The sequence below is a fragment of the Cohnella zeiphila genome, from assembly GCF_014212055.1.
GTDB lineage: Bacteria > Bacillota > Bacilli > Paenibacillales > Paenibacillaceae > Cohnella > Cohnella zeiphila.
The window spans coordinates 60,925-87,432 of sequence record NZ_JACJVO010000039.1; the positions used below are offsets into that span (position 1 = coordinate 60,925).

The 26,508-nt window shown below is 56.3% G+C and carries 44 protein-coding genes; 41 read left to right on the forward strand and 3 right to left on the reverse strand.

Annotation, left to right across the window (positions count from 1 at the left end; all coding sequences use genetic code 11):
* Positions 1–474: 474 nt before the first annotated feature.
* Positions 475–1,122, reverse strand: a complete 648-nt coding sequence (locus H7C18_RS28950) for a peptidylprolyl isomerase (protein WP_185132606.1) — start codon at positions 1,120–1,122, stop codon at positions 475–477.
* Positions 1,123–1,513: 391 nt separating this feature from the next.
* On the opposite strand from H7C18_RS28950, the gene rpsJ reads away from it, so the two are divergent.
* From rpsJ to H7C18_RS29140, 38 genes are all read left to right on the forward strand, one after another.
* Positions 1,514–1,822: a 30S ribosomal protein S10 gene (gene rpsJ, locus H7C18_RS28955; RefSeq protein WP_027092000.1), complete on the forward strand. Its 309-nt coding sequence runs from the start codon at positions 1,514–1,516 to the stop codon at positions 1,820–1,822.
* A gap of 48 nt (positions 1,823–1,870) precedes the next feature.
* Positions 1,871–2,491 (forward strand): 50S ribosomal protein L3, encoded by a 621-nt coding sequence (gene rplC / locus H7C18_RS28960; protein WP_185132607.1) that lies wholly within the window; start codon positions 1,871–1,873, stop codon positions 2,489–2,491.
* Between the two features lie 30 nt (positions 2,492–2,521).
* Positions 2,522–3,145 (forward strand): 50S ribosomal protein L4, encoded by a 624-nt coding sequence (gene rplD / locus H7C18_RS28965; RefSeq protein ID WP_185132608.1) that lies wholly within the window; start codon positions 2,522–2,524, stop codon positions 3,143–3,145.
* On the forward strand, positions 3,145–3,438 hold the full coding sequence (gene rplW / locus H7C18_RS28970) for a 50S ribosomal protein L23 (protein ID WP_185132609.1): 294 nt from the start codon (positions 3,145–3,147) through the stop codon (positions 3,436–3,438). The genes rplD and rplW overlap by 1 nt, the downstream gene beginning before the upstream one ends.
* A 32-nt stretch (positions 3,439–3,470) precedes the next feature.
* The gene (rplB, locus tag H7C18_RS28975; protein ID WP_185132610.1) at positions 3,471–4,298 is read left to right on the forward strand and encodes a 50S ribosomal protein L2; all 828 of its coding nucleotides are present in this window, start codon (positions 3,471–3,473) and stop codon (positions 4,296–4,298) included.
* 51 nt (positions 4,299–4,349) lie between these two features.
* A complete protein-coding gene (gene rpsS, locus H7C18_RS28980) occupies positions 4,350–4,631 on the forward strand; it encodes a 30S ribosomal protein S19 (protein WP_185132611.1) in 282 nt (93 codons plus the stop codon).
* 54 nt (positions 4,632–4,685) lie between these two features.
* Positions 4,686–5,024, forward strand: a complete 339-nt coding sequence (gene rplV, locus H7C18_RS28985; RefSeq protein WP_185132612.1) for a 50S ribosomal protein L22 — start codon at positions 4,686–4,688, stop codon at positions 5,022–5,024.
* Positions 5,025–5,037: 13 nt separating this feature from the next.
* Positions 5,038–5,703 (forward strand): 30S ribosomal protein S3, encoded by a 666-nt coding sequence (rpsC, locus tag H7C18_RS28990; RefSeq protein WP_185132613.1) that lies wholly within the window; start codon positions 5,038–5,040, stop codon positions 5,701–5,703.
* 3 nt (positions 5,704–5,706) lie between these two features.
* Positions 5,707–6,144 (forward strand): 50S ribosomal protein L16, encoded by a 438-nt coding sequence (gene rplP / locus H7C18_RS28995; protein WP_185132614.1) that lies wholly within the window; start codon positions 5,707–5,709, stop codon positions 6,142–6,144.
* Positions 6,131–6,328 (forward strand): 50S ribosomal protein L29, encoded by a 198-nt coding sequence (gene rpmC / locus H7C18_RS29000; RefSeq protein ID WP_126961576.1) that lies wholly within the window; start codon positions 6,131–6,133, stop codon positions 6,326–6,328. The genes rplP and rpmC overlap by 14 nt, the downstream gene beginning before the upstream one ends.
* 47 nt (positions 6,329–6,375) lie before the next feature.
* Complete coding sequence (gene rpsQ, locus H7C18_RS29005) at positions 6,376–6,639, forward strand: 30S ribosomal protein S17 (protein ID WP_185132615.1); 264 nt, start codon at positions 6,376–6,378, stop codon at positions 6,637–6,639.
* Positions 6,640–6,676: 37 nt separating this feature from the next.
* Positions 6,677–7,045 carry a 50S ribosomal protein L14 gene (gene rplN, locus H7C18_RS29010; protein WP_027087361.1) on the forward strand — a complete coding sequence of 123 codons (369 nt, stop codon included), beginning with the start codon at positions 6,677–6,679 and terminating at the stop codon, positions 7,043–7,045.
* A gap of 42 nt (positions 7,046–7,087) precedes the next feature.
* A complete protein-coding gene (gene rplX / locus H7C18_RS29015; RefSeq protein ID WP_238358041.1) occupies positions 7,088–7,441 on the forward strand; it encodes a 50S ribosomal protein L24 in 354 nt (117 codons plus the stop codon).
* 35 nt (positions 7,442–7,476) lie between these two features.
* On the forward strand, positions 7,477–8,019 hold the full coding sequence (gene rplE / locus H7C18_RS29020) for a 50S ribosomal protein L5 (RefSeq protein WP_185132616.1): 543 nt from the start codon (positions 7,477–7,479) through the stop codon (positions 8,017–8,019).
* A gap of 52 nt (positions 8,020–8,071) precedes the next feature.
* Positions 8,072–8,257 carry a type Z 30S ribosomal protein S14 gene (locus H7C18_RS29025; RefSeq protein ID WP_090117903.1) on the forward strand — a complete coding sequence of 62 codons (186 nt, stop codon included), beginning with the start codon at positions 8,072–8,074 and terminating at the stop codon, positions 8,255–8,257.
* 30 nt (positions 8,258–8,287) lie between these two features.
* Positions 8,288–8,686 carry a 30S ribosomal protein S8 gene (rpsH, locus tag H7C18_RS29030; protein WP_185132617.1) on the forward strand — a complete coding sequence of 133 codons (399 nt, stop codon included), beginning with the start codon at positions 8,288–8,290 and terminating at the stop codon, positions 8,684–8,686.
* A gap of 29 nt (positions 8,687–8,715) precedes the next feature.
* Positions 8,716–9,258 (forward strand): 50S ribosomal protein L6, encoded by a 543-nt coding sequence (gene rplF, locus H7C18_RS29035; protein WP_185132618.1) that lies wholly within the window; start codon positions 8,716–8,718, stop codon positions 9,256–9,258.
* A 63-nt stretch (positions 9,259–9,321) separates the two neighbouring features.
* The gene (gene rplR, locus H7C18_RS29040; protein WP_185132619.1) at positions 9,322–9,690 is read left to right on the forward strand and encodes a 50S ribosomal protein L18; all 369 of its coding nucleotides are present in this window, start codon (positions 9,322–9,324) and stop codon (positions 9,688–9,690) included.
* 27 nt (positions 9,691–9,717) lie between these two features.
* Positions 9,718–10,215, forward strand: coding sequence for a 30S ribosomal protein S5 (gene rpsE, locus H7C18_RS29045; protein WP_185132620.1), 498 nt, complete (start codon positions 9,718–9,720; stop codon positions 10,213–10,215).
* Between the two features lie 12 nt (positions 10,216–10,227).
* A complete protein-coding gene (rpmD, locus tag H7C18_RS29050) occupies positions 10,228–10,407 on the forward strand; it encodes a 50S ribosomal protein L30 (protein ID WP_185132621.1) in 180 nt (59 codons plus the stop codon).
* A 49-nt stretch (positions 10,408–10,456) separates the two neighbouring features.
* On the forward strand, positions 10,457–10,900 hold the full coding sequence (gene rplO / locus H7C18_RS29055; protein ID WP_185132622.1) for a 50S ribosomal protein L15: 444 nt from the start codon (positions 10,457–10,459) through the stop codon (positions 10,898–10,900).
* Positions 10,900–12,201 (forward strand): preprotein translocase subunit SecY, encoded by a 1,302-nt coding sequence (gene secY, locus H7C18_RS29060; RefSeq protein ID WP_185132623.1) that lies wholly within the window; start codon positions 10,900–10,902, stop codon positions 12,199–12,201. Before rplO ends, secY begins: the two co-directional genes overlap by 1 nt.
* Before the next feature lie 22 nt (positions 12,202–12,223).
* Positions 12,224–12,868, forward strand: a complete 645-nt coding sequence (locus H7C18_RS29065; RefSeq protein ID WP_185132624.1) for an adenylate kinase — start codon at positions 12,224–12,226, stop codon at positions 12,866–12,868.
* A 6-nt stretch (positions 12,869–12,874) separates the two neighbouring features.
* Positions 12,875–13,627, forward strand: a complete 753-nt coding sequence (map, locus tag H7C18_RS29070) for a type I methionyl aminopeptidase (RefSeq protein ID WP_185132625.1) — start codon at positions 12,875–12,877, stop codon at positions 13,625–13,627.
* 10 nt (positions 13,628–13,637) lie between these two features.
* Positions 13,638–13,946 (forward strand): KOW domain-containing RNA-binding protein, encoded by a 309-nt coding sequence (locus H7C18_RS29075; RefSeq protein ID WP_185132626.1) that lies wholly within the window; start codon positions 13,638–13,640, stop codon positions 13,944–13,946.
* Between the two features lie 2 nt (positions 13,947–13,948).
* Positions 13,949–14,164 (forward strand): translation initiation factor IF-1, encoded by a 216-nt coding sequence (gene infA / locus H7C18_RS29080; protein WP_015253312.1) that lies wholly within the window; start codon positions 13,949–13,951, stop codon positions 14,162–14,164.
* Between the two features lie 91 nt (positions 14,165–14,255).
* Positions 14,256–14,369, forward strand: a complete 114-nt coding sequence (gene rpmJ / locus H7C18_RS29085) for a 50S ribosomal protein L36 (protein ID WP_003333770.1) — start codon at positions 14,256–14,258, stop codon at positions 14,367–14,369.
* Between the two features lie 19 nt (positions 14,370–14,388).
* Positions 14,389–14,757, forward strand: a complete 369-nt coding sequence (rpsM, locus tag H7C18_RS29090) for a 30S ribosomal protein S13 (RefSeq protein WP_185132627.1) — start codon at positions 14,389–14,391, stop codon at positions 14,755–14,757.
* Between the two features lie 15 nt (positions 14,758–14,772).
* Positions 14,773–15,171 (forward strand): 30S ribosomal protein S11, encoded by a 399-nt coding sequence (gene rpsK / locus H7C18_RS29095; protein ID WP_185132628.1) that lies wholly within the window; start codon positions 14,773–14,775, stop codon positions 15,169–15,171.
* A gap of 162 nt (positions 15,172–15,333) precedes the next feature.
* Entirely contained in the window at positions 15,334–16,278 is a 945-nt protein-coding gene (locus tag H7C18_RS29100; RefSeq protein ID WP_185132629.1) for a DNA-directed RNA polymerase subunit alpha, read from the forward strand.
* 34 nt (positions 16,279–16,312) lie between these two features.
* On the forward strand, positions 16,313–16,678 hold the full coding sequence (gene rplQ, locus H7C18_RS29105; RefSeq protein WP_185132630.1) for a 50S ribosomal protein L17: 366 nt from the start codon (positions 16,313–16,315) through the stop codon (positions 16,676–16,678).
* A gap of 82 nt (positions 16,679–16,760) precedes the next feature.
* Positions 16,761–17,576: a tRNA pseudouridine(38-40) synthase TruA gene (truA, locus tag H7C18_RS29110; protein ID WP_185132631.1), complete on the forward strand. Its 816-nt coding sequence runs from the start codon at positions 16,761–16,763 to the stop codon at positions 17,574–17,576.
* A 227-nt stretch (positions 17,577–17,803) separates the two neighbouring features.
* Positions 17,804–18,241, forward strand: coding sequence for a 50S ribosomal protein L13 (rplM, locus tag H7C18_RS29115; protein ID WP_185132632.1), 438 nt, complete (start codon positions 17,804–17,806; stop codon positions 18,239–18,241).
* 20 nt (positions 18,242–18,261) lie between these two features.
* The gene (gene rpsI / locus H7C18_RS29120) at positions 18,262–18,654 is read left to right on the forward strand and encodes a 30S ribosomal protein S9 (RefSeq protein ID WP_185132633.1); all 393 of its coding nucleotides are present in this window, start codon (positions 18,262–18,264) and stop codon (positions 18,652–18,654) included.
* A 188-nt stretch (positions 18,655–18,842) separates the two neighbouring features.
* The gene (locus H7C18_RS29125) at positions 18,843–19,535 is read left to right on the forward strand and encodes a phosphoadenylyl-sulfate reductase (RefSeq protein ID WP_185132634.1); all 693 of its coding nucleotides are present in this window, start codon (positions 18,843–18,845) and stop codon (positions 19,533–19,535) included.
* 24 nt (positions 19,536–19,559) lie between these two features.
* Positions 19,560–20,738, forward strand: a complete 1,179-nt coding sequence (gene sat / locus H7C18_RS29130) for a sulfate adenylyltransferase (RefSeq protein ID WP_185132635.1) — start codon at positions 19,560–19,562, stop codon at positions 20,736–20,738.
* 85 nt (positions 20,739–20,823) lie between these two features.
* Positions 20,824–21,615 carry an N-acetylmuramoyl-L-alanine amidase CwlD gene (cwlD, locus tag H7C18_RS29135; protein WP_420481890.1) on the forward strand — a complete coding sequence of 264 codons (792 nt, stop codon included), beginning with the start codon at positions 20,824–20,826 and terminating at the stop codon, positions 21,613–21,615.
* A 58-nt stretch (positions 21,616–21,673) separates the two neighbouring features.
* Positions 21,674–22,810 (forward strand): Mrp/NBP35 family ATP-binding protein, encoded by a 1,137-nt coding sequence (locus tag H7C18_RS29140; RefSeq protein WP_185132636.1) that lies wholly within the window; start codon positions 21,674–21,676, stop codon positions 22,808–22,810.
* Positions 22,811–22,843: 33 nt separating this feature from the next.
* Here the strand turns inward: H7C18_RS29140 and gerD are convergent, their stop codons facing one another.
* Positions 22,844–23,536 (reverse strand): spore germination lipoprotein GerD, encoded by a 693-nt coding sequence (gerD, locus tag H7C18_RS29145; protein ID WP_185132637.1) that lies wholly within the window; start codon positions 23,534–23,536, stop codon positions 22,844–22,846.
* A gap of 133 nt (positions 23,537–23,669) precedes the next feature.
* On the opposite strand from gerD, the gene H7C18_RS29150 reads away from it, so the two are divergent.
* Positions 23,670–24,287, forward strand: a complete 618-nt coding sequence (locus H7C18_RS29150; RefSeq protein ID WP_185132638.1) for a KinB-signaling pathway activation protein — start codon at positions 23,670–23,672, stop codon at positions 24,285–24,287.
* On the opposite strand, the gene pdaB is transcribed toward H7C18_RS29150, so the two are convergent.
* Positions 24,288–25,079 carry a polysaccharide deacetylase family sporulation protein PdaB gene (gene pdaB / locus H7C18_RS29155; protein WP_185132639.1) on the reverse strand — a complete coding sequence of 264 codons (792 nt, stop codon included), beginning with the start codon at positions 25,077–25,079 and terminating at the stop codon, positions 24,288–24,290.
* A 133-nt stretch (positions 25,080–25,212) separates the two neighbouring features.
* Between pdaB and H7C18_RS29160 the strand changes: the two genes are divergently transcribed.
* Both H7C18_RS29160 and H7C18_RS29165 read left to right on the forward strand, forming a co-directional pair.
* The gene (locus H7C18_RS29160) at positions 25,213–25,827 is read left to right on the forward strand and encodes a stage II sporulation protein M (protein WP_185132640.1); all 615 of its coding nucleotides are present in this window, start codon (positions 25,213–25,215) and stop codon (positions 25,825–25,827) included.
* Positions 25,828–25,967: 140 nt separating this feature from the next.
* Positions 25,968–26,195 carry a hypothetical protein gene (locus H7C18_RS29165; RefSeq protein WP_185132648.1) on the forward strand — a complete coding sequence of 76 codons (228 nt, stop codon included), beginning with the start codon at positions 25,968–25,970 and terminating at the stop codon, positions 26,193–26,195.
* The last annotated feature ends 313 nt before the right edge of the window (positions 26,196–26,508 follow it).

Genomic DNA, 26,508 nt, shown 5'->3' on the forward strand with positions numbered 1-26,508 from the left:
TCCCGGACCCGGTCCGGAGGGCTTGCTTTTCTGACATTGGCGTACCCAGCGAAGCAAGCATCTTCGAGCCGGTGAAAGCCCGGTTGGGGGGAGGGGCCAAGCCCCCGTGTAGCTAGGTGCGGAGAAGCGTATCGACGAAAGTGCCTGTCGGAGACAGGGCGATCGACATACCAGGTCGCAACCTGAAGAGCGGATGGATCGGTTATTTTCAAGAAGAAGGTGTATAATACGCTAAAATTAGGGATACCGGAGTGGCAGGCTTGCCAATGGGGGAACGCCAGACCGGGCTACTGGCGGATAGCCGGAAGCGCAGTGCTGAATCGCTCTGTAACAAACGAAGGCTCGCACAGGCAGGGAATTATCGACTTTCCTGGGCTGTACGAGCGCATGCGTCCATCGCACTCCAGCGGCTGAAACGCCGTATTGGCGTGGAATGTCGGTTACTCAACGAACGGGGAGCCTCCCATCCAATCTTCACGGCGACTTCTTCGGCTCCGGATAGTCGACGCCGAGCGTATCCACGGTTACTTTTTTCATAACCGGCGGGGTATTCGGGCGATCGTTCTCGTCGCGAGGCAACGCAACGATCTCATCGACGACGTCCATGCCTTCCGTCACTTTGCCGAATGTTGCGTAGAGTCCGTCCAACGACGGATATGCATCCGCTACAACGATAAAGAACTGCGAACCGGCGGTGTCCGGTTCGTTCGTCCGCGCCATGGACAAGACTCCTCGCGTGTGGAGCAGATTGTTCTTAAATCCGTTTTGAGTGAATTCTCCTGGAATGCTGTAGCCCGGTCCGCCTGTTCCCGTGCCGTCGGGATCTCCTCCCTGGATCATAAACCCGGGAATGATCCGGTGGAAAATCGTCCCGTCGTAAAAACCTTTTTTAATGAGCGAAATGAAGTTGTTGACGGTATTCGGCGCGACTTCCGGGTAAAGCTCCGCCTTGATCGTCTTGCCATTGTCCATTTCGATCGTCACGACGGGATGCTTGGCGTTCGGATCGACGCCTCCGGACGATGCCGAAGATTTGTCGTTCTTTCCTCCGCATGCGGAGACGGCAAGCATTACGAGAGCGAGCGCCGCGAGCAAAAGTAGCTGGCGTGAACGGTAGTGCATACTGAGTATTCCTCCTTGTACGAGATCCAATCAGCATCATAGCACAAGGAAGCTGCTGAAATCCATTCGCACGGCGGTCCGAACAATGCGAGGGCGGTTCGGATTTATCGCGTTTCTTCTATGCGTTTCTTCTATTATATATATGTCTCTGAGACATCCGGCCGACTGTTTGAAAACAATTCGGATCATTTTCAAAAAAGGGTAACTTTTTGTTGCTTTTGCTTAGGCGGATCGCTATAATAGTGAATGTTGGTCTGTGACTGTGCGATGATGCGGGAGGTTGCCGACACACCCGGCCCCTTTGCCATAGGGCGGCAGATGGGAGTAAGTCGGGTTATTCCCGCGGAGTATGTCCGATTCCAAAATTGGGCGAATGAAGGAGGGAACTTCTATGGCAAAGCAAAAAATCCGTATCCGTTTGAAAGCCTACGATCACCGTATCCTGGATCAATCCGCGGAGAAAATCGTAGAGACGGCTAAGCGCACGGGAGCCGGCGTGTCCGGTCCGATTCCGCTGCCGACCGAGAAGCAGGTCATCACGATTCTGCGCGCGGTTCACAAGTACAAGGATTCGCGCGAGCAATTCGAGATGCGTACGCACAAGCGCTTGATCGACATCGTCAATCCGACGCCGCAAACGGTAGACGCGCTGATGCGCCTTGACCTGCCGTCCGGTGTGGATATCGAAATCAAGCTCTAATAAGAAAACCAATCAGTTGTGGATAACGAAAGGAAAAGAGGTGTCAACATGAAAGGAATCTTGGGACGCAAACTCGGAATGACTCAAGTGTTCGCTGCCGACGGAAGCGTCGTGCCGGTCACGGTAGTCGAGGCAACTCCGAACGTCGTGCTGCAAGTCAAGACGGCGGACAACGACGGGTACGAGGCGGTTCAGCTCGGCTTTGCCGACAAGCGCGAGAAGCTCGCGAACAAACCGGCCATCGGCCATGCCAAAAAAGCCAACACTGGCCCCAAGCGCTTCATTCGCGAAATCAGCGGTTCGCAAAGCCTCGAAGTAGGCGGCGAAGTCAAAGTTGACGTTTTTGCTGAGGGAGAGTTTGTTGACGTAACGGGGATTTCCAAAGGTAAAGGTACGGCGGGCGCCATCAAGCGTTGGGGCTTCCAGCGCGGCAAGATGACGCACGGTTCGAAGTACCATCGCGGCAACGGTTCGCTCGCTACGATCCGCGACGCAAACCGCGTGCCGAAGGGCAAGAAAATGCACGGCCGTCTGGGCAGCGAGACGATCACGGTTCAGAACCTCGAAGTCGTCAAAGTCGATGCCGAGCGCAACGTGCTGCTGATCAAGGGCTCCGTTCCGGGCGCTCGCAACAGCTATCTCAAAATCCGCTCGTCGGTGAAGAAATAATCATCATTGCTTCGGAAAGGAGGACCACTCATGCCTAAAGTGAATGTATACAACGTTAGCGGCAGTCAAGTCGGAGAACTCGAACTGGCGGACAACATCTTCGGCGTAACGCCGAATACGCACGTTCTGCACAGCGCCGTCGTTCTTCAACAAGCTTCCGTACGCCAAGGAACGCACAAGACCAAGGGACGTTCCGAAGTGCGCGGCGGCGGCCGCAAGCCGTGGAAACAAAAAGGCACCGGCCGCGCCCGTCAAGGCTCGATCCGTTCGCCTCAATGGAAGGGCGGCGGTATCGTTTTCGGACCGACTCCGCGCAGCTACGGCTTCAAACTTCCCCGTAAGGTTCGCCGTCTGGCGATCAAGTCGGCTCTGTCCAGCAAGGTAGTCGGGAACGAAATTATCGTTCTGGACGCTCTGAGCCTGGCGCAGCCGAAGACGAAGGAATTCGCAGCCATTCTGAACAACCTCAAAGTCGAGCGCAAGGCGCTGGTCGTCACGGCCGACTTTGAAGAAAACGTGGCCCTGTCCGCACGTAACATCCCTGGAGTCAAGTTTGTCTCCGCAACGGGGATCAACGTGCTCGACATCATGGTGCATGATAAGCTCATCATCACCAAGGATGCGGTCGCCAAAGTCGAGGAGGTGTTCGCGTAATGAAAAACCCTCGCGATATTATCAAGCGTCCGGTCATTACCGAGCGCACGAGCGAATTTGTCGAACAGCTCAAATACGTGTTCGAAGTCGATATCCGTTCCAACAAGACGGAAATCAAGCAAGCGATCGAATCGATCTTCAAAGTGAAGGTCGTCAGCGTCAATACGCTTCGCATGCCGGCTAAGCCGCGCCGCTACGGACGCCACTCCGGGTACACCTCGGAATGGAAGAAAGCGATCGTTCAGCTGGCCGAAGGCAGCAAGCCGCTCGAGTTCTTCGAAGCTTCGGTTTAACCTAAAGTCTGCAACGTAAGGAGGGAAATTCAGTGCCAGTTAAAAAGTTTAAGCCGACGTCGCCGAGCCGCAGGCAGATGACGATGTCCACGTTCGAAGAAGTAACGACTTCGACGCCGGAGAAATCGCTGCTCGCGCCTCTTCCGAAGCGCGGCGGACGGAATCACCAAGGCAAAATCACGGTTCGCCACCAAGGCGGCGGCCATAAGCGCAAATACCGGATCATCGACTTCAAGCGCGACAAGGACGGCGTTCCCGGACGCGTCGCTTCGATCGAATACGATCCGAACCGCACCTCTTACATCGCGCTGATCAACTACCTGGACGGGGAGAAGCGCTACATCGTCGCTCCGAAGGGTCTGAAGGTCGGCGACGAGATCGTATCGGGCGCAGGCGCCGACATCAAAGTGGGCAACGCGCTTCCGCTGGAGAACATTCCGGTCGGTACGGTTATCCACAACATCGAGCTGAAGCCGGGCAAGGGCGGACAACTCGTTCGCGCAGCCGGTACGGAAGCCCAACTGCTCGGCAAGGAAGAGACGTACGTGACGATTCGCCTGGCATCCGGCGAGATCCGCAGGGTCCTGAAGCGCTGCCGCGCAACGGTCGGTTCCGTCGGCAATCAGGACCACGAGCTGATCAACATCGGTAAAGCCGGCCGCTCGCGCAACATGGGCAAGCGCCCGATCGTACGCGGTGTCGTCATGAACCCGGTCGATCACCCGCACGGCGGTGGCGAAGGACGCGCTCCGATCGGACGCAAGTCGCCGATGTCGCCTTGGGGCAAGCCGACTCTCGGTTACAAGACGCGCAAGAAGAAGAAAGCTTCCAGCCAATATATCGTACGCCGCCGCAAGTAATCTGGCTATTACGGCCAACCCTCTAAGCCGGGTTGAAGGGAGGATGTTTCCATGGGTCGCAGCTTGAAGAAAGGACCTTTCGTCGACGACTATCTGCTGAAGAAAGTTGACGTGATGAACGAGTCCAACAAGAAAGTCGTTATCAAAACGTGGTCCCGCCGCTCGACGATTTTCCCGCAGTTCGTCGGCCATACGTTCGCCGTATACGACGGCCGCAAGCATGTGCCGGTCTATGTGACGGAAGACATGGTCGGACATAAGCTCGGGGAATTCGCGCCGACGCGCACGTACAAAGGGCACACCGACGACGACAAGAAGACGGGCAGAAGATAATAGGCAGCGGCCGGTTCACCGGTCGCGCGCAAGATTAGGGAAGGAGGTACATCGATGGCACAAGAAGCAAAAGCCGTGGCGAGATACATCCGCATTCCGGCCCGCAAAGTCCGCTTGGTCGTAGACCTGATCCGCGGCAAGAAAGTGGGCGAGGCGGTGGCGATCCTGCGTCACACTCCGCGTTCCGCTTCCCCCGTTCTGGAGAAGCTGCTGAACTCCGCGGTGGCCAATGCCGAGCATAATTACCAGCTGGACGTGAACAAGCTGGTCATCACCGAAGCTTACGTCAACGAGGGCCCGACCCTGAAACGGTTCCAACCGCGTTCCCAGGGCCGCGCGTTCAGCATTTTCAAACGTTCCAGCCACATTACGCTGGTCGTATCCGAAAAATAAGGAGGGACAACGTGTGGGTCAAAAAGTAAATCCCGTCGGTCTTCGCATCGGCATCATCCGTGATTGGGAATCCAAGTGGTATGCCGACAAGGACTTCGGCACTCTCCTGATGGAGGATGTCAAAATCCGCGAATTCCTCAAAAATAAATTGAAAGACGCGGCCGTTTCGCGCTTCGAGATCGAACGTGCAGCCAATCGCGTCAACGTGACGATTCACACCGCTAAGCCGGGCATGGTTATCGGCAAGGGCGGCGCCGAAGTCGAAGTGATTCGCGGCGAGCTCACGAAGCTGACGAACGGCAAGAAAGTGCACATCAACATCTCCGAGATCAAAAATCCGGAACTGGACGCCACGCTGGTGGCTGAAGGCATCGCGCAGCAGCTGGAGCGCCGCATCGCGTTCCGCCGCGCCATGAAGCAATCGATTCAACGTACCCTGCGCGCCGGCGCCAAGGGCATCAAGACTTCGGTCAGCGGCCGTCTCGGCGGCGCCGAAATCGCACGTACGGAAGGTTACAGCGAAGGAACGGTTCCGCTGCACACGCTGCGCGCGGACATCGACTACGGCACGGCTGAAGCCCATACGACCTACGGACGCATCGGCGTCAAAGTATGGATCTACCGCGGCGAGGTCCTTCCGGCGAAGAAGAGAAGAGCCGCTGTGGAAGGAGGCAACTAAACCATGTTGGTCCCTAAACGCGTCAAGCACCGCAAGCAGCATCGCGGGAAGATGAAGGGCGCCGCCAAGGGCGGCACGACGGTAAACTTCGGCGAATACGGCCTGCAAGCGCAGGAGCCGTCCTGGATCACGAACCGCCAGATCGAGGCTGCCCGTATCGCCATGACCCGCTACATCAAGCGGGGCGGTAAAGTATGGATCAAGATTTTCCCGTCCAAGCCGATCACCCAGAAGCCTCTTGAAGTCCGGATGGGTAGCGGTAAAGGTAACGTGGAGAAATGGGTTGCCGTCGTCAAACCGGGCAAGATCCTGTTTGAGCTCGCCGGCGTACCCGAGGAAGTCGCACGTGAAGCGATGCGTCTTGCGGCTCATAAGCTGCCGATCAAGACGAAGTTTGTGAAACGTGAAGAACTGGGTGGTGAAGCGAATGAAGGGCAGTGAATTCCGCAACTTGACCTCCGTCGAGATCGAGCAGAAAGTTGCCGGCTTCAAGGAAGAGCTGTTTAACCTCCGTTTCCAACTGGCTACCGGCCAACTGGACAACCCGCATCGCATCAGCGAGCTGCGCAAGGAGATTGCCCGGGCCAAAACCATTTTGCGCGAGCGTGAACTCGGCATCGGCTAAACCCCGAACAACAAACCCGAACACCGCTTCCGGGAAGGAGGATTTCAATGAGCGACCGCAACAACCGCAAGGTGCAGATCGGTAAAGTCGTCAGCGACAAGATGGACAAAACGATCGTGGTGGCTGTCGAGACGTACAAGAAGCACAGCCTCTATCATAAACGCATCAAGTACACGAAGAAGTTCAAGGCTCACGACGAGAACAACGAAGCGAAGATCGGCGATACCGTGAAGATCATGGAGACCCGCCCGCTTTCGAAGGATAAGAACTGGCGCCTTGTCGAAGTTACCGAGAAAGCCGTTATCGTATAACGCCGCTTCTCACCGCAGATGAAAGGAGGACCCTACGATGATTCAACCGTTTACGAGACTGGCCGTCGCCGACAACTCGGGCGCGAAAGAACTGATGTGCATCCGCGTTCTCGGAGGTACGGGACGCCGCGTCGGACACATCGGCGATCTGATCGTTGCTTCCGTCAAACAAGCAACGCCAGGTGGCGTTGTCAAGAAGGGCGATGTCGTCAAATGCGTCATCGTGCGGACGAAGCGCTCCGTACGCCGCAAGGACGGCTCCTACATCGCGTTCGACGAGAACGCGGCCGTTATCGTCAAGGAAGACAAAAGCCCGCGCGGAACCCGGATCTTTGGACCTGTCGCTCGCGAGCTGCGCGAACGTGATTTCATGAAAATCATTTCTCTGGCGCCGGAAGTGCTGTAAGCCGGCCGATGTCCATGGAGAAACACTCGAGGAGGTGTACCCATGCCCCGTTTGAAAAAGGTGCTCGAATCGCATAACAACAAGCTGCACGTGAAGAAGGACGATAACGTCATCGTCATCTCCGGCAAAGATAAAGGCAAGAAGGGCCGAGTCATCGCCGCTTATCCGCGCGAGAACCGCGTCCTGGTCGAAGGCGTGAATATGGTCAAGAAGCATACGCGCCCGAGCATGAACAACCAACAAGGCGGCATCATCGAACAGGAAGCTCCGATCCACGCTTCCAACGTGATGCACGTCGACCCGAAGAGCGGCAAGCCGACCCGGATCGGCTACAAAGTGCTCGAAAACGGCAAGAAAGTCCGGATCGCCAAGCGTTCCGGCCAAGAGATCGACTAATCGCAGTACGGACGGAAAGGAGGTCACTGTGACAAATGGCAGCAAGAATGAAAGAACGTTTCCTGAATGAAATTACTCCTGCCCTGATGCAGAAGTTCAGCTACAAATCGGTGATGCAAGTGCCGAAGATCGAGAAGGTTGTCATTAACATGGGCGTCGGCGACGCGGTTCAGAACTCCAAAGTGCTGGACGCCGCCGTTGAAGATCTTCAGCGCATCGCCGGCCAGAAGCCGGTCATCACCCGCGCGAAGAAATCGATCGCAGGCTTCCGCCTTCGCGAGAACGCTCCGATCGGCGCCAAGGTAACGCTGCGCGGCGATCGCATGTACTTCTTCCTCGACAAGCTGTTCAACATCTCGCTTCCGCGCGTTCGCGACTTCCGCGGCGTTTCGAGCAAGGCGTTCGACGGCCGCGGCAACTACACGCTGGGTATCAAGGAACAACTGATCTTCCCCGAGATCGAGTACGACAAGGTCGAAAAGATTCGCGGGATGGATATCGTTATCGTAACGACGGCGCAATCGGACGAAGAAGCGCGCGAACTGCTGACGCAACTCGGCATGCCGTTCGTGAAGTGACCTCGCCCACCTGGCCAGAAGCCAAGGGACCCATTGGGAGGTGTGAAAGCAAGTGGCAAAAACGTCGATGAAAATCAAGCAACAGCGTCCGCCGAAGTTTCAAGTCCGTGCTTACACGCGGTGCGAGCGTTGCGGACGTCCGCATTCCGTGCTGCAAAAGTTCAAGATCTGCCGGATTTGTTTCCGTGAGTTGGCATACAAAGGCCAGATTCCTGGCGTCAAAAAAGCGAGCTGGTAATCAGCCTAGTTCGGGAAGGAGGTTTACCCCATGGTTATGTCTGATCCCATTGCAGATATGCTGACGCGTATTCGCAACGCGAACCTGGTACGCCACGAGACGGTGGAACTGCCGGCGTCGAAGGTCAAAAAGCAAATCGCGGAGATCCTCAAGCGGGAAGGCTTCATTCGTGACGCCGAATACGTAGAGGACAACAAGCAAGGGCTGATCCGTATTTTCCTGAAGTACGGACCGAACAACGAGCGCGTCATCACGGGCCTGAAGCGCATCAGCAAGCCGGGCCTGCGCGTTTACACGAAGTCGAGCGAAGTTCCGCGCGTACTGGGCGGTCTCGGCATCGCGATCATCTCTACTTCCAAAGGCATCGTCACCGACAAGGAAGCCCGTCAAGGGAAAGCCGGCGGCGAAGTTCTTTGCTACGTTTGGTAATTTACCCGCACAAGTGAGGAGGTGTACTCATGTCCCGTATCGGACGCAAACCGATCCAGGTGCCTAACGGCGTGAACGTGAACCTGGACAACAATTTGATTACCGTCAAAGGACCGAAAGGAACTTTGTCCCGCGAATTGCACAAAGACATGAAAGTTTCGGTCGAAGGCGACGTCATTACCGTCGAGCGTCCTTCCGACCAGAAGCTTCATCGTTCTCTTCACGGAACGACGCGCAGCGTCGTCGCCAACATGGTGGGCGGCGTAACCGAAGGTTTCGCGAAGAATCTTGAGCTTGTCGGCGTCGGCTATCGCGCCAGCAAGTCCGGCGAGAAGCTCGTCTTGAACGTCGGGTACTCTCATCCGGTCGAATTCGTTCCGGAGAACGGCATCGAATTCGAAGTTCCGGCTCAGAACCGGATCATCGTCAAAGGCATCGACAAGGAAGTCGTCGGCGCCATCGCCGCCAAAGTGCGCGCCGTACGTCCGCCGGAGCCTTACAAGGGCAAAGGCATCAAGTACGAAGGCGAGCGCATCCTCCGCAAGGAAGGCAAGGCCGGCAAGAAGAAATAATGAAACGAAGTTGCGGGTGGCCTGACGCTGCCCACATGCAACCGTTAAGGAGTGTATCTTAGGATGATCACCAAAAGCGATAAAAATAAAGCCCGCCTGAAACGCCACCTTCGCGTGCGCAAGAAAATCAGCGGGACGAACGAACGTCCGCGTCTCTCCGTATTCCGTTCTTCGAAGCACATCTACGCGCAGCTGATCGATGACATCAAAGGCGTAACGATCGCTTCCGCATCGACGGTCGACAAGGAACTGGCTTCCCAGATCGGCAACGGCGGCAACGTCGAGTCCGCTCGCAAAGTGGGCGAACTGATCGCGAAGCGCGCCAAGGAGAAAGGATACGAGAATGTCGTATTCGATCGCGGCGGCTACTTGTACCACGGACGGATCCAAGCACTGGCGGACGCGGCTCGCGAAGCCGGTCTGCAGTTCTAAAAATTTGGGCATAAGGAGGTTAACGACTTGCGTGTAGATCCGAATACGTTGGAACTTACGGAAAAGATGGTTCAAATCAACCGCGTATCCAAGGTCGTCAAGGGCGGACGCCGTTTCAGCTTCAGCGCACTGGTCGTTGTCGGCGACGGCAAGGGCTGGGTTGGCGCCGGTATCGGCAAAGCCAGCGAAGTCCCGGATGCGATTCGTAAGGGCATCGACGATGCCAAGAAAAACCTGATTTTCGTTCCGCTCGTCGGAACCACGATTCCGCACACGGTCGAAGGAAGATTCGGCGCCGGCAAAGTGCTGTTGAAGCCAGCTTCCGAAGGTACGGGCGTTATCGCGGGCGGTCCTGTCCGCGCGGTGCTCGAACTGGCTGGCGTCGGCGACATTTTGACGAAATCGCTCGGCTCCTCCAACTCCATCAACATGGTGAATGCGACGTTGGAAGGTCTGTCCCGACTGAAGCGCGCCGAAGACGTAGCGAAGCTCCGCGGCAAAACCGTGGAAGAGCTGCTCGGTTAAGGAGGGGACAACATGGCGCAACTGCAAATTACGTTGAAGCGCAGCCTGATCGGCCGTCCCGGCAATCAACGCGCGACGATCCAGTCGCTCGGGCTTCGCAAAGTAAACTCCACTGTCGTTAAAGAAGACAACGCGGCCATTCGCGGCATGGTGAACCAAGTCAGCCACCTGGTCGAAGTTAAGGAAGTATAAAACGCGATTAACCAGCAAGCGCAAATCACTCAAGGAGGTGCGACGAACGATGAAATTGCATGAACTTTCTCCTGCTGAAGGATCCAAGTTCAGCCGCAAGCGCGTCGGTCGCGGCATCGGCAGCGGTATGGGCAAAACGTCCACCCGCGGTCACAAAGGTCAAAACGCTCGTTCCGGCGGCGGTGTTCGTCCCGGATTCGAAGGCGGCCAGAACCCTCTGTACCGCAGACTGCCGAAGCGCGGCTTCAACAACGACCGTTTCGCGACGGAATACGCGATCATCAACCTGGAGCAGTTGAACCGCTTCGCTGCAGGCACGGAAGTGACGCCTGAGCTTCTGCTTTCCGAAGGCATCCTGAAAAACCCGAAGGATGGCATCAAGGTTCTCGGCAACGGCGAACTGAGCGTACAGCTGACGGTCAAAGCTCACAAGTTTTCGCAATCCGCAGCAGAAAAAATCCAGGCCGCCGGCGGTAAAACCGAGGTGATCTAATGTTCGCGACCGTCTCCAACATTTGGAAGGTAGAGGACCTTCGCAGAAGGATCCTGTTTACCCTTTTCATTCTGCTTGTCTATCGTGTTGGTTCTTTTATCCCGGTGCCGAACATTGACAAAAGCGTGCTTGAGATGGCGAACACACAAGGCAACGAGCTGTTCGGATTGTTGAACACTTTCTCCGGCGGCGCCCTGTTCCAGTTCTCGATCTTCGCGCTCGGGATCATGCCGTATATCACGGCTTCGATCATCGTGCAGTTGTTGTCGATGGACGTCATTCCGAAGTTCGCGGAATGGGCTAAAGAAGGCGAGAACGGCAAGCGCAAGCTGGCGCAGGTAACGCGATACGGAACGGTCATTCTGGGTTTGGTCCAGGCATTCGCGACCGCTATCGGTTTTAACCGGATTTACAACAGCCAGATGGTTCTGGATCCGTCGGCCGCCACCTACATCATGATCGCGATCGTGCTCACCGCGGGCACGTCGTTCCTGATGTGGCTCGGCGAGCAGATCAACGAGAAGGGCATCGGCAACGGCATCTCGATCCTGATGTTCGCGGCGATCATCTCGCGCATTCCGCAATACGCGCAGGATATTTACCGCGACCAATTCGCGAACAACGACGGACAGGTGTTCTGGAGCGTCGTACGCCTGGTCATCATTGTACTCGTGGTGCTGCTGATCGTTGTCGGCGTCATCTTCGTGCAACAGGGCGTTCGGAAAATTCCGGTTCAATACGCGAAGCGCGTCGTGGGCCAGAAGATGTACGGCGGGCAGTCGACGCACATTCCGCTCAAGGTGAATGGCGCCGGCGTCATCCCGGTCATCTTCGCCTCTTCGCTGCTGATGTTCCCGATTACGATCGCCCAATTCTGGTCCAATCACGACTGGGCCCAGTGGGTTATCAACCACCTGTACTACGACAAGCCGCTGGGCATGGTGCTGTACGTTCTGCTCATCGTCGGCTTCACCTTTTTCTACACGTTCGTTCAGTTCAACCCTCAACAGTTGGCCGACAACATGAAGAAGAACGGCGGCTACATTCCGGGCATTCGTCCGGGCAAGCCGACTTCCGGTTATCTGACGCGGGTTATCACCCGCATCACGCTGGCCGGGGCCGTCTTCCTGGCCGTTATCTCGCTTCTTCCGGTCGCCTTCGGAGATCTGGGAGGCTTGCCGCGTTCGGTACGGCTCGGCGGCACTTCGCTGCTGATCGTCGTGGGCGTTGCGCTCGAGACGATGAAGCAGGTCGAGAGCCAGTTGATTAAGCGCCACTACAAAGGGTTTATCAATAAGTAGCAACGCCATGGGAGGAACAGCAATGAACACTTTGTTTATGGGGCCTCCTGGCGCCGGTAAAGGTACGCAGGCCGAACGCATCGTTGAACGGTTCGGCATCCCGCATATTTCGACCGGGGACGCTTTCCGCTTGGCAATGAAAGAGAACACCCCGCTCGGTCAGAAGGCCAAAGAGTACGTCGATAAGGGCCTGCTGGTTCCGGACGAGGTGACGAACGGAATCGTCCGCGACCGGCTCGGCCTGGCCGATTGCGAATCGGGATTTCTGCTCGACGGGTTTCCCCGTACGCTGGCGCAAGCCGAAGCGCTTGACGAGATGCTGGCCGACATGGGCCGGAAGATCGATCACGTCATCAACCTGAAGGTGGACCGCAGCCTGCTGCTCGCCCGCCTGACGGGACGGAGAATCTGCAAATCGTGCGGAGCGACGTACCATGTATTGTTCAACCCGCCGAAGCAGGAAGCGGTTTGCGACAAGTGCGGGGGAGAACTGTACCAGCGTTCCGACGACACGGAGGAGAAGGTTGGCACCCGGCTCGACGAATATACGAGCAAGACGGCGCCGCTGCTGGAGTATTACGGCAACAAAGGTTTGCTCCGGGAAGTGGACGGGGAGAAGGATATCGACGCGGTTACGGCCGAGATCGTTTCCCTCCTGAGAGGGTAACCGGCCATGATCGTGTGCAAATCCGAATCGGAACTGAACTTGATGCGGGAGGCCGGACGGATTGTCGCCGAGACCCATCGCCTGATGAAACAGGCGGTGGAGCCGGGGATCACGACCGGGGAGCTGGATCGGATCGCCGAGGCTTATATTACGAGCCAAGGCGCGGTTCCTTCCTTTAAAGGCTATAACGGGTTCCCGTCCAGCATATGCGCTTCCGTCAACGAGGAGCTCGTTCACGGGTTCCCCGGACCGCGGAAGCTCGTAGAGGGCGACATCATCAGCATCGACATCGGCGCGAAGTACAAAGGGTATCACGGGGATTCGGCGTGGACCTACGGAGTCGGGAAGATCAGCGAGGAGGCCCAGCGTCTATTGGACGTGACGGAAACGTCCCTTTTCGCCGGTTTGGAGATCATCCGCCCCGACGTTCGTCTGTTTACGATCTCTCACCGAATTCAGAAGGTTATCGAAGAGGCCGGGTTCTCGGTCGTTCGCGAATACGTCGGTCATGGCGTCGGCGCGGAACTGCACGAGGAACCGCAAATTCCGAACTACGGCATTCCCGATCGGGGGCCGCGGCTCAAACCGGGCATGGTGCTCGCCATCGAGCCGATGGTAAACTTAGGGGAACGCTATGTAAGGACGCTTGCCGATAACTGGACGGTCGTTACGGTGGACGGCTCTCTCTGCGCACACTTCGAACATACGATTGCCGTTATCGAAGACGGGTACGAAATCTTGACCCGTACGGAAACTTAGGTGAATCGCAATGACGGAACATGCGGGACTGTCGCCTGGCGACATCGTGAGAAGCCGGCGCGGCAAGGACGAGGGCCAACTGGTCGTCGTCATCGCCCTTGAAGGCGAGCGGGCCGCGCTCGTGGCCGACGGCGACAATCGCCGGTTCGATCGGCCCAAACGCAAAAACGTGCTGCATCTCGAACCGACCGGACTAAGGAGCGGCGAGGTGGCGGACAGCCTTCGCGATACCGGGAGAGTCACGAACGGCAAGCTTAAGTTTGCCATCGCGGACGCCCGGCGACGGCTTGAAGCTCATGCTGAAGAGAAAGGAGATTGACCGTGGCCAAAGAGGACGTCATTGAGGTGGAAGGAACGGTCATCGAACCGCTGCCGAACGCGATGTTCCGTGTGGAACTCGAGAACGGACATCAGATTCTGGCACACGTATCCGGCAAGCTGCGGATGCACTTCATCCGCATTCTGACCGGAGACAAGGTGGTCATCCAACTGTCGCCTTACGATTTGACGCGAGGTCGGATTACCTACCGCAAATAAGCTCGTCCGATATCTGCCGCACCACACGTGCCGATCGAACGAGGCGCCTTAAGCGCACACTAGCGATCGCACATCGAAGGAGGTTATTATCATGAAGGTGAGACCGTCGGTCAAACCGATTTGCGAGAAATGCAAAGTCATTCGCCGCAAAGGCAACGTGATGGTTATCTGCGAAAATCCGAAGCATAAACAAAAACAAGGCTAAGAGGAGGTGCTGTTCAAGCATGGCACGTATTGCTGGTGTTGACCTTCCCCGCGACAAGCGCGTGGAAATCGCCCTGACGTACATCTTCGGTATCGGCAAGACGACTTCCCAGAAGCTGCTCGCAACCGCCGAAATCAACCCCAACACCCGCGTCCGCGATCTGACCGAAGACGAGCTCGCTCGTATTCGCGAAGCGATCGACAAGACGCTGAAGGTTGAAGGCGACCTGCGCCGCGAGATCGCTCTGAACATCAAGCGTCTGATCGAGATCGGCTGCTACCGCGGCGTCCGCCATCGTCGCGGTTTGCCGGTTCGCGGCCAACGTACCAAAACGAACGCCCGCACGCGCAAAGGTCCGCGCCGTACGGTTGCGAACAAGAAGAAGTAAGGGGGGATAACCTAGATGGCACCCAAAGGAAAGAAAGTCGTCCGCACGAAGCGCCGCGACCGCAAGAATATCGAATCCGGCGTCGCGCACATCCGCTCGACGTTCAACAATACGATCGTAACGATCACCGACCCGCACGGCAACGCGATCTCCTGGGCAAGCTCCGGCAACCTGGGCTTCAAAGGCTCGCGCAAGAGCACGCCGTTCGCAGCCCAGATGGCCGCGGAATCCGCTGCTCGCGCAGCTATGGAGCATGGCATGCGCGCCGTCGAAGTCATGGTTAAAGGTCCGGGCGCCGGCCGCGAAGCCGCGATCCGTTCCCTGCAAGCCGCTGGCCTTGAAGTCAGCATGATCAAAGACGTCACGCCGATCCCTCACAACGGCTGCCGTCCTCCCAAACGCCGTCGCGTATAAAACGAGCCCTGTGGTATCAAACGAGGACAACTTGTGAATAATGGTTGTAACGGTTAGGCATACTACAAGGTTTGCCCGAGTCGGTTCCCGGCGTTCGAGATGACCGGGTAAACAATCGGCAACGTCAGTAACGCAGCGACGTTTTGAAGGAGGGGTATGGTTGTGATTGTGATCGAGAAGCCGAAAATCGAGTCCGTGGAGATCCAGGAAGACAAGAGGTACGGGCGTTTTGTCGTCGAGCCGCTGGAGCGCGGCTACGGCATGACGCTGGGTAATTCCCTCCGCCGCATTCTGCTGTCGTCCTTGCCGGGCGCCGCCGTCATTTCGGTGCAGATTGACGGAGTTCTTCACGAGTTCTCCACCGTTCCGGGCGTCATTGAGGATGTAACGGAAATTATCCTCAATCTGAAGCGCCTTTCGCTGAAGATTCATTCCGACGAGGAGAAAGTGCTCGAGATTGACGCGGAAGGCGAAGGCGTCGTGACGGCCGGCGACATTAGAGCGGACAGCGACGTAGAGATTCTCAACCCGGATCTGCATATCGCGACTCTTGCTTCCGGCGCGCGTCTTCACATGCGCATCTTCGCGAGGCAGGGTCGCGGGTACGTTCCGGCGGATCGCAACAAGAAGGAAGATCAGCCGATCGGGGTCATTCCGGTCGATTCGATCTACACGCCTATTACCCGCGTTAACTATAAAGTCGAAAATACCCGTGTCGGCCAAGTGACCAACTATGACAAGCTCACGCTCGAAGTGTGGACGGACGGAAGTATTCGACCGGAAGAAGCGGTCAGTTTGGGCGCCAAGATCCTGACGGATCACTTGTCGTTATTCGTCGGATTGACGGACGAAGCCAAAGACACCGAGACGATGAAAGAGAAGGAAGAGGACAAGAAGGAGAAAGTGCTCGAGATGACGATCGAAGAGCTCGATCTTTCCGTCCGTTCCTACAACTGCCTCAAGCGCGCCGGGATCAATACGGTGCAAGAGCTAATCACCAAGTCCGAAGAAGACATGATGAAGGTTCGCAACCTGGGCCGCAAGTCTTTGGAGGAAGTGCAGGAGAAGCTCGAAGAGCTCGGCCTCGGACTGCGCGTCGAGGAATAACCCGCATTGGAATAAGCAGCAAGGAGGGAAAACGATGGCTTACCAAAAACTGAGTCGCGACTCCAGTTCCCGGAAGGCACTCTTCCGCGACCTGGTGACCGACCTGTTCCTGTACGAACGCATCCAAACGACCGAGGCGAAAGCCAAGGAAGTGCGTTCCATCGCCGAGAAGCTGATCACGCTCGCCAAGCGCGGCGATCTTCACGCTCGTCGGCAAGTAGCGGCTTTCGTTCGCCGGGAGACTCTGAACGGCGATCAAGACGCCATCCAGAAGTTGTTCTCCGATCTGGCGCCGCGCTACTCGGAACGCCCGGGCGGATATACCCGCATCTTGAAGCTCGGCCCCCGTCGCGGCGACTCCGCCCCGATGGTTTACCTCGAACTCGTAGATCGCGCGTAAGACCGGAACAAGAAAGGATGGACCGAACGCAAGCTTCGGATCATCCTTTTTTTGTGCACGATGGAAGCGGAGGAATAGACCGATGCGCAAGATCTGCCTGCTCGTCAGCTATGACGGTTCGGACTACTACGGCTTCCAGAGCCAGCCGGGGGGCAACACGGTTCAAGACAAGCTCGAACTCGCGATCCGAACCTTGACGGGTGAGCAAGTTGCCATTCACGGTTCGGGACGAACGGACGCCGGCGTTCACGCACGGGGGCAAGTCGCTCACTTCCGCACCGAATCCCGCATTCCGATCGAGCGGTGGGCGCTTGCGCTCAACGCGCGGCTTCCGGACGATATCGTGGTCCGGGCCGCGGCGGAAGTTCCCCTCGATTTTCACTCCCGTATTTCCGCCATCCGCAAGACGTACCGCTATGTCATCACCAGTTGCCGATTTCCCGACGTGTTCGAACGGAAGTATGTCTTTCATCATCCTGCTCCGCTGCGCTTCGATGCGATGCGCGAGGGACTTCAGCACCTACTTGGCGAGCACGACTTCTCGTCGTTCACGTCCCCGCTGTCCACGAAGCCGCATCACGTCCGTACGATCTATGAGGCGACGCTGGCCGTGGAGCCCGGCGGAGACGGTTCGGTGGAGGAAGGGAGAGGGAGGGCGACGCTGACGATTACCGGCAACGGTTTTCTATACAACATGGTTCGGATCATCGTCGGCACGCTGCTTCAAGTCGGAGAAGGGAAACGGACACCGGACGATATTGCCGCCATTCTGGCCGCGCAGAATCGGGCGAAAGCCGGACCGACCGCCGTTCCCTATGCGCTCACGCTGATGAGAGTCGAGTATGGGGCCGAATGGGGAATCGATTGGCGAGCCGGGCGCGGTTCGTTGAACTTTTAACTTGCGGTATGGGTGAATATGCTGTACAATAATTTTTGTGTGTTCTTCATGGCTATCCCACGGCCCCGGTGAAGACATGCCGCTTTATTTACCGTGTCCGACTGCCTGCCTATCCCGAAGATGGCGCAGGATCCATCCGTCCGACACTTCATTTTCCAACCTTGACTATGAACTCTATGTCGACGACATAGAACGGAATACAGGCGTATACTGAAGGAGGAACTAACATGCGTTCAACTTACATCGCGAAGCCGAATGAAGTGCAGCGCAAGTGGTACGTCATCGACGCTGCCGGCAAGACGCTCGGCCGTCTGGCGACCGAAGCCGCTTCCCTGATTCGCGGCAAACATAAACCGGAATTCACTCCTCACGTCGACACGGGCGATTTCGTCATCGTGATCAATGCGGAGAAGATCGTGCTGACCGGCAAGAAGCTGCAACAGAAGAAGTACTATACGCACTCGCACTATCCGGGCGGCTTGAAGACGACGACGGCTGCGGAGATGATTGCCAAGAAGCCGGCTCGTATCATCGAACTGGCCGTATATGGCATGCTTCCGAAGAACAAGCTCGGACATCAGCTGCAAACGAAACTGAAAGTATACGCTGGCGCGGAGCACCCGCACCAAGCTCAACAACCTGAAGTTTACGAACTTCGCGGTTAATCGAAAGGGAGGACCTACCAATGGCTCAAGCGAATTATATTGGAACAGGCCGTCGGAAACATTCGGTTGCCCGCGTCCGTCTCGTACCGGGTGAAGGCCAAATTACGATCAACAAGCGCAGCATCGACGAGTATTTCGGCTTGGATACGCTCAAGCTGATCGTGAAGCAGCCGCTCGTTCTGACCGAGACCGCCGGCAAGTATGACATCATCGTGCTGGCCAACGGCGGCGGCATGTCCGGTCAAGCCGGCGCGATCCGCCACGGCATCTCCCGCGCTCTGCTCAAAGCAGATCCGGAACTGCGTTCCACATTGAAGAAAGCCGGATTCCTGACCCGCGACCCGCGGATGAAGGAACGGAAGAAATACGGGCTCAAAGCGGCTCGCCGCGCGCCCCAATTCTCCAAGCGTTAATTTTGTTTGGGAAAATCGCCTTCTCGCTGTCACCAGACGGCCGGGAAGGCATTTTCTATATAGTAGCCCATCGGCGGTCCGGTTAGAGATTGCCAATGAAACTGTTCGGGAATTCATTGAATAATCCGATCAGATAACGTATAATTTGAAATCATAGGATACCTACTTGTCAACAGGGGGTTTAACGGATGAATTTACTGGAGAAGGAAGACCTGATCCGCGTGAAGGCGGAGGAACTTGAGAATGCGTCTCCGGAAGACGTTATTCGTTTCGCGGTCGAGACGTTTCCGAACATTACGTTCGCGTGCAGCTTCGGCGCCGAGGATGTCGTTCTTGTCGATATGCTTCAGAAGATCAGCCCGTCCACGGACGTCTTTTACCTGGATACCGATTTTCACTTTAAGGAAACCTACGAGACGCGCGATCGCATGATGGAGCGGTACGGAATGACCTTCGTGCAAGTGAAGCCGAAGCTGACGCCCGAGGAGCAGGCGGCCGAGCATGGCGAAGCTCTGTGGTCGCGCGATCCGAACGCATGCTGCAACATTCGCAAAGTCGAGCCGCTTACGCGCATTCTCGGTCAATACGAAGCTTGGATTACCGGCATCCGCCGCGACCAGGCTCCGACCCGCGCCAATGCCAAGAAGATCGAATACGATACGAAGTTCGGTCTCGTCAAGTTTAATCCTCTTGCGAGCTGGACCAGCGAAGACGTATGGAACTACATTCGCGAGAACAACGTCATTTATAACCCTCTGCACGATCAGAACTACCCGAGCATCGGCTGCGAATACTGCACGAAGCAGGTTATGCCTGGGGAAGATCCCCGTTCGGGACGTTGGGCAGGTTCCGACAAGACGGAATGCGGCTTGCACAAATAATACGGACAGAAGGGAAAGACGAGCATGAGTTTGATTCAACCCCACGGCGGTACCTTGATCAATCGATTGGCTGAAGGCGCGGAGCGAGAGGAGTTGCTGGCGAGTGCATCCGGATTGGTTAAAATTCCGGTAAGCAATCGGACGGTATCCGACCTCGACCTGATCGGCGTCGGCGCGTTCAGCCCTCTGACCGGCTTCCTGAACGAAGACGATTATCGCTCGGTCGTCGAGAATATTCGTTTGGCGAACGGCCTTGTCTGGAGCATTCCCATCACGTTAGCCGTAACGGAAGAGCAGGCGGCGACTCTGCTGGTCGGAGAGCAGGCTGCTTTGGTCGGCGAGAAGGACGGCGTCGTATACGGCATTATCGATGTGGAGAGCATCTACAAAGTCGATCAGCAGCACGAAGCGCGCAAAGTGTTCAAAACCGACGAGACGGCGCACCCCGGCGTTGCGAAGCTGTATGAGCGCCCGAACGTTTATGTCGGCGGTCCCGTGAAGGTGTTGAATCGGCCCAAGCCGGAGAAGTTCAACGAATACTATTTCGATCCTTCTGAGACCCGGAAGATCTTCGCGGAGAGAGGCTGGCGTTCCGTCGTCGGCTTCCAGACCCGCAATCCGGTTCACCGGGCGCACGAGTATATCCAGAAGTGCGCGATGGAGATCGTCGACGCCCTGTTCCTCAACCCGCTTGTCGGCGAGACCAAATCCGACGACGTTCCGGCGAACGTCCGGATGAAGAGCTATCTGGCCCTGCTGGAAAATTATTATCCGAAAGATCGCGTGTTCTTCGGCGTTTTCCCGGCGGCCATGCGCTATGCGGGACCTCGCGAAGCGATCTTCCATGCCATGGTTCGCAAAAATTACGGCTGCACGCACTTTATCGTCGGCCGTGACCATGCGGGCGTCGGCGATTATTACGGCACCTACGAAGCGCAAGATCTGCTCCGTTCCTTCCCGCCGGAGGACCTGGGCATTACTCCGCTTTTCTTCGAGCATAGCTTCTTCTGCAAGAAGTGCGGAAGCATGGCTTCCAGCAAGACGTGTCCGCACGACAAGGAACATCACGTAGCCTTGTCCGGCACCAATGTGCGCGCGCTGCTGCGCGACGGCGTCTGCCCGCCTCCGGAATTCTCGCGTCCGGAAGTGGCGAAGATTCTGATCGAGGGCATGGCGGAAACCGCCGCGGCTTCGAACAACTAATCAAATCATTTCCAAGGGTCCACCGAATAAAAGACCGCCTCGTCCCATAAGATGTATTGTACTTCGTTGGGACGAGGTGGTCTTTTTGTTTAGATCGGAAAAGCCAAATGGCGCAAGAACGGGCAAGCCCCGCCTGATCGTCTGGATCGGCGGCAAGGGCTGGCTTCGTCTCGGGACGGTCGCCGGACTCCTTCTTCTGGTGGGCGTCATTCTGTACAGCGAGATCCCGTCCGTGCACACCTGGAGCTACTGGACAACGCCGCTGACGGGCAAAGTCATCGCGCTCGATGCCGGGCATGGAGGAGCGGATGGAGGGGCCGTAAGCCGCGACGGGATCATCGAGAAAGACATCAACATGTCCATCGTCCTCTATTTGCGCGACTACCTGCAGCAAGCCGGCGCGCTAGTCGTACTGACTAGGGAAGGGGATTACGATCTCGCCGAAGCGGACGTGAAAGGTTACTCCAAACGGAAGACGGCGGATCTGCTCGAGAGGGTCGATACGATTCGCAACCGCAAAGCCGATCTGGCGGTAAGCATCCACCTGAACAGCGTGCCTTCCCCTGCTTGGTCCGGCGCGCAAACGTTCTATTCCAAAACCGTGCCCGACAGTTCCCGATTGGCCCAGGTTCTGCAGAAAGAGATCAAGGAAACGCTTGGGAACACGAACCGCACCGCCCTTCCCAACAACACGGTTTATTTGCTTAAGACGCTCCCGATGCCCTCCGCGTTGGTGGAGATCGGCTTCCTGTCCCATCTGGCCGAGGCGCGTCTGCTTGCGAACGAGACGTATCAGAAAAAAGTAGCGGCATCCCTGTACCGGGGAATTCTGCGTTACCTGTCCGGCGAGGGCCAGCAAACCCAAACGAAGCCGTGACCGCCCGAATGTGCTATAATAAATGGGAAATGTCGAGCAGAAACGAGGGCTTGCGCGGATGGTAACGAGAGAGAAAGTATTGGAATTATTGAAGTCGGTCGCGGAACCGACGTTGAAGCAGCCGCTTGCCGAACTGGGGTTGGTTCGGGATATCGTCGTACGGGAGTCGGGCATTTCGCTTACGGCCGTCGTACATCCGGAGAGCTTAGCGGGAGCGGAAGAGCTCGAAAGGACCCTGGCCGAAGCGTTGAAGCCGCTGCACGAGGGCGTACCGCATATCCGGATTCGAGAAATGACCGAACACGAGAAGGCGGAGACGCTCTCGAAGCTGGGCAATACGGGAACGAACGCTTCTCCGCCGAATGCCGCGGGAGCGCAAGGAGCGGCTCCGGTAAGAGGACATGGTGCCGGATTGGAGACAAGCAGTTCTTTGCTTCGGGCGGACAGCGATGTACAATTCATTGCCGTAGCCAGCGGCAAAGGCGGCGTCGGCAAATCCACGGTTACCGTCAATCTTGCCGTCGCCTTGGCCCGGTCCGGCAAACGAGTCGGACTTATGGATTGCGACATCTACGGCTTCAGCGTACCGGACATGATGGGCATCGAGGAGCAGCCTCAACAGGTAAACAACAAGATTATGCCGATCGAGCGTTTCGGCGTCAAAGTGATCTCGATGGGCTTCTTCGTCGAAGACAACAGCCCCGTCGTCTGGCGAGGTCCGATGCTGGGCAAGATGCTGCGCAATTTCTTCGCCGAAGTCGATTGGGGAGAGCTTGATTACGTCCTGCTCGATCTGCCGCCGGGTACGGGAGATGTTGCTTTGGACGTGCATCAGATCATTCCCCAGAGCAAAGAGATCATCGTTACGACGCCTCATGCCACGGCTGCTTTCGTAGCGGCAAGAGCGGGCGCCATGGCCATCAAGACGAACCATGAGCTGCTCGGCGTCGTCGAGAACATGTCATGGTTCGAGAGCGAAGGCAGCGGCAAGCGCGAATACGTGTTCGGCAGAGGCGGCGGCGGCCAGCTGGCCGAGACGCTGCATACCGAACTGTTGGCGCAATTTCCGCTGGGAGCTCCGGACAACCATCCGTCCGAACCGGATTTTTCTCCTTCGGTTTATAAAGCCGATTCCCCGGTCGGACAAGAATATGCCCGCCTGGCAGCGCGAATCATCGAGTTGTGCGGCAAATAAACGAAAAACCGGCTTGCGCCGGTTTTTCGTTTTTTAACTGTTGTTTCCTTCGGAGCCCTGGCTTTGACCTTGACCGCCGCCGCCGTCTCCTCCGCCTGATCCGCCGCCGCCTTCGGAAGAAGGCTTCTTCTTGTTCGGGTTCAGTTCTTCTTTCACGACACTCTGCAGCATTTTCATGATTTCCAGCTTAAAGATCGGATTCTGGACCGCTTCTTGCACCGCGCTCATCATCTGCGTCCGGTATTCGGTCGTTTTCATCGCGTCGAAGATGACGCCCTGCATGTCTTTGCTTTTGAATACGGTCGTCAGATCTTTTTGATAAGAGGGATCCTTGAGCAGATCCTTATGCAATTGCTTGTTGTTTTTGCTGACCGCTTTGGCGAATTCCCCGGCGAACTTGGGGTCCGTCATTATATTCTCCAGGACCTTGTCATAATCGGGAGAGGTCAAGACATCCTTGACGGCCGTCCGTACCTGCTCCTGATCGGAAGGCGTCAACGACTGGGTATGAAGGCTGCTCGTTCCGTATTTCGCGGTCGAGGCCTTTTCCAGCGCTTCCTGGGCTTCGGTTGACCCCAGAATATCGATTACCATGGATTTAACGTCTTTGTAGCTCATCTGTTCGCCGCCGCCGCCGCTCTGTTCCGCTCCGCAGGACGTCAACAATACCGTGAGTCCGAGCAGTGCGCATAGAGATGACAGCCGCTTGCTGATATGTCGAGGCATACCGACCTTCTCCCTTCATGGAGCTTCTGACGGTAGTATGCGACTTCGGCAAGGCGAATATAAGGGGGACATTCATGGCTTTTTGGCTTGAACGTGGTAAAATGGAGGGGGAATGACAGAGGAGGAATTGAACTTGAATTTGCGCAAATGGATGACTTTGTTCGGCACCACGATTCTGATCGGAGGTTTATGCTCTCTGGTGACGGGTGTCGTCATGCTTCTGTGCGATTCCTCGTTCCGAGTGGTAAAGACGGAGGATTGGCTTTTCAATATTGTCATGATGGCCTTGGCCGGCCTAAGCCTGGGAGCTTTCGCGCACATGGGCTTTTTCGCATACATGATGTTGAACTATATTGCGCGGAGTATCATCAAAAGGCCTTATTTATGGGTGGCGCTTCAGGGGTTCATCGCTGCGTTCGTCTTGGTCGAAATCGCTTACTGGACATACGGCAGCGCTTTTCCGGACGCTCTTTTCTGGGCTGCTCCGCTTCTGCTCGCGGTCGCATCGATCGTCGTGGCTTGGTGGAAGGTAAAGGAGACGACCGCCGGAGCGTGGCTCCCGACCTTGTTCTTTATGATCGCCGTAACGACGATCGAAGCCGTTCCGGGCTTCCGGACCGAGAAGTGGACGTCGCTGTTGTTCACTCTCGTTCCGCTGTTTGTCTGCAACAGCTTCCAGATCATGCGTCTACATCATATTCTGGGCAAGCCCAAAAGCAAACCGGCTCCCGTCGCGGCGGGAGCCAATTAATCAGGCCGATACCATCTGATTCCATGCGGACTTGTCCTCGACCGATTTGCCGTTGGCGTCCGTCTGGCTAAGCAGTTGGGAGACCGTGACGAATTCGTATCCTTTGGCCCGAAGCTGATCGATGATGGTCGGCAGGGCTTCGTGCGTTTGCTTGCAGGAGTCGCTGGCATGCAGGAGAATGATATCGCCGGGATGCGCCTTGTTCACGACTCTGTCCACGATGGTTTGAACGCCCGGATTCTTCCAGTCGAGCGAATCGGTATCCCATTGAATGACTTTGTAATTCAAGTCTTCCGCGATTCGAAGCACCCGCTTGTCGAAGTCCCCGTTCGGCATCCGGATCAGGTTCGGGGTTTGACCGGTCATCTCCGACAGAATGCCGCCTGCGGTCGTAATCTGCTTGCGGATTTCCTCGTCGCCGAACTGGCTGTAATTGTCGTGTTTATGGCCGTGACTGCCGATTTCATAGCCATCGTCAACGATTCTTTTGACAATATCGGGATGCGTTTTGCTCCAAGGCGACGATAGAAAGAACGTGACATTGTTGACGCCCTTGCTTTTCAGAATATCCAGAATCGGTACTGCCCGCTTGTCCCCCCAACTGATGTCGAAGGTGAGGGCAATCACTTTGCGGTCTGTCGGCACGCTGTAGATCGCGGCGGGCGGATGGGGCGAGAAAACGCTGATGTTATCTTTCTCGGCCCAAATGACGCCGGCGGAGAAAATGGCGGCCAACGTTAAGTAGAAGAATCGCTTGATGTTTTTGGCATTGTAGACGAAGAAGTGGTTCATGGTGGAATTCCGCTCCTTTCCATAGTGGGGGTTGTTTCGATCCGTACATGGGGCAGCCAGGCTTTGTCCCTATCAATGTATGCTTGGCCTAGTACAAGTTATTCTCGCGAAAAAAGCAAACGGGGGGAACGGATTGTTTACCAAAAAAGGCATGGCTCAGAATTGGAGAGAAGTTCGTCCTTACGTGATTTTCGCGACGATTTTGTTTTTTGCGAGCATTGTCGTGGGCGGGGCGTCGGACAGCCGGGTCGCTTGGCTGGACAGCATGATCGGAAGCTTGAAGGATCTCGCGCAGAGCGCGGCCGACTCCGACCATCCGCAGCAGACAATGTTTTCATCTATTGCATTTAACAACATCTACGCCTCGCTGATGGCCATGTTCATGGGGATCATGGGCGGAATCATGCCCATCGTCACGCTGATTACGAACGGAATGATGATGGGATATTTGTTCAAAGGCTTTGCGGATCAGGGGGAGAACGTCGCGCTTCTTATCGTCAAGGGGATTTTGCCGCACGGAATTTTGGAATTGCCTGCGTTGTTTTTCGCATGCGGTTACGGGATTCGTCTCGGCTTTCAACTCATAAAAGGCATCTTCGGCTCTTTGATCGGACGCACCGAGCCTTGGGGCGGATTTACCTTGGCGCTCAAGGGAAGCGTGCCGGCCGCGCTTCTTTTGGTTGTCGTTCTGCTGGCAGCCGCTTTACTTGAAAGCACCGTAACTTATTGGATTATGGGAGCTTCTTGAGGACATTCAAAAAGAACCCGGCATGAGACGGTTCGATCCGTCATAAACGTGGCAGAAATGGAGCATAACAGTAAAACGTTCCGAACGCGAAGTGCGACGGGCCGTAATGCTGCCATTGAACAGGGGGCCTAGCCATGCCTATGCTGGGGATGATGTTTACGGATAAGGAATGCAAGGAGTTCGATTATTTGCTTCGCAAAGAAATGGACGAAATGCTTCTGGACATGAGCGATCGCCGTCTCGACGGTCCGGTGAAGGATGCCATTACTCGCCGTTACAAAATCATCTTTCGGATGTACGCGCGCATTGCCCCGCCTCGCGAGCTTTCCCGATATGCGCTCGGGCTGCGTTCGAACCGAAACGGATAAAGTTCGATAAAATTGGACAAAAAGGCTTGACTGCCACGCCTGGGATATGATAAATTATCTAACGCCCGAGCGGTTGTGGCGGGACAATCGAGCGTTGCAGCAAAGAAAAATGGCTCAAAAGAAGAAATTGGCTGTTGCAATTGCCTAACGCTTTATGTTATATTATGAAAGTCGCTGCTGAAACGGCGGCGGCCAGAAACGGAAGACCTTGTTCCTTGAAAACTGAACATCGAGCGTAATTGGAATCGTCAATCGAGAGCTTCGGCTTTCGGGAGACAAACCAGCAGTGAATTGAGCCATATGGCTCTCTGAT